This is a genomic window from Streptomyces sp. NPDC019396 (assembly GCF_040632375.1).
In the GTDB taxonomy this organism is placed as follows: domain Bacteria; phylum Actinomycetota; class Actinomycetes; order Streptomycetales; family Streptomycetaceae; genus Streptomyces.
Map to the genome: position 1 here is coordinate 1 of NZ_JBEYBS010000103.1, position 1069 is coordinate 1069.

The 1069-nt window shown below is 67.8% G+C and carries 2 protein-coding genes; both read left to right on the top strand.

Features of this window, described 5'->3' with window-relative positions; translation table 11 throughout:
- Positions 1–77: 77 nt before the first annotated feature.
- Complete coding sequence (locus tag ABZ532_RS31660; RefSeq protein ID WP_361291483.1) at positions 78–674, top strand: winged helix-turn-helix domain-containing protein; 597 nt, start codon at positions 78–80, stop codon at positions 672–674.
- A gap of 67 nt (positions 675–741) precedes the next feature.
- Positions 742–1069 (top strand): transposase (locus ABZ532_RS31665; RefSeq protein WP_361291486.1); only part of this gene is annotated, 328 nt, incomplete at its 3' end.

Here is a 1069-nt window from a genome sequence, read left to right on the forward strand (position 1 = left end):
TACTGACTTCGGCTCGTTAGGGTGATCTTTCTGGAAGTCTCTGATGAGTCCGGAGTGTTGTCTGTATCTCCTGGTGTATGAGGTATGCGGATGGGGGTGGGTTGACCCCTGTGGGACGTCGGCGCCGGGAGTCGGTTCGGATACAGGCGGCCGAGCTGTTCGAGCAGGAGATCAAGCCGCCGGACGTGGCACGGCGCCTGCGGGTGAGCCTGAAGTCGGCCTATCTGTGGCATCAGGTGTGGCGGGACGGCGGCGTGCAGGCCCTGGCCTCCCGCGGCCCGAGCGGATCGCGATGCCGCCTGTCCCCGCGCTGCCTGGAAAAGCTGGCCGCCTACCTCGATGAAGAGCCGGGGGCGCATGGCTGGGTGGAGGACCAGGTGTGGACCGCGGCGAGGGTGGCCACGCTGATCGGCAGGAAGTTCCACGTGTCCTACAGCGTCTCGGACGCCACCCGGCTGATGCACCGGCTCGGCTTCAGCCCGCAGGTTCCCGCGCGGCGGGTCGCCGAGCGCGACGAGCAGGCCGTCACTGTCTGGAAGGAGGCGACCTGGGCGGAGGTAAAAGAGCCCGGGCGGCTTGCGGAGGCTACATCTGCTTCGAGGACGAAGCAGGCTTCACCCGGAAGCCGCCCTGGGGACGCACCTGGGGCAGGCGCGGGCACACCCCGGTCGTGACCGTCAGCGGACGTCGTTCGGGACGCCTGTCCGTGGCGGGGCCGCGGGCAAGGGAAAGCGCCGCAGCATGGGCGAGCGCGACTTCATCGCGCTGATCGACGGGACCCATCACCTCGTCAAGGCGCCAATCGTGCTGGTCTGGGACCGGCTCAACACTCATGTCTCCCACGCCATGCGTGAGCTGATCGCCGAGCGGGAGTGGCTGACCGTGTTCCTGCTGCCCGCATACTCGCCCGACCTGAACCCCGTCGAGTGGGTCTGGGCGCACGTCAAACACAGCCTCGCCAACCTCGCAGTCATGGCCCTCGACCACCTCGAAGCCCTCGTCCGCAACCGGCTCAAACGCCTCCAGTACCGGCTCGACACCCTCGACGGCTTCATAACCGGCACCGGCC

What these genes read in the sequence shown, in the direction of transcription:
- ABZ532_RS31660 (WP_361291483.1), top strand. Translation starts at nt 78, where the DNA reads ATGAGGTATGCGGATGGGGGTGGGTTGACCCCTGTGGGACGTCGGCGC.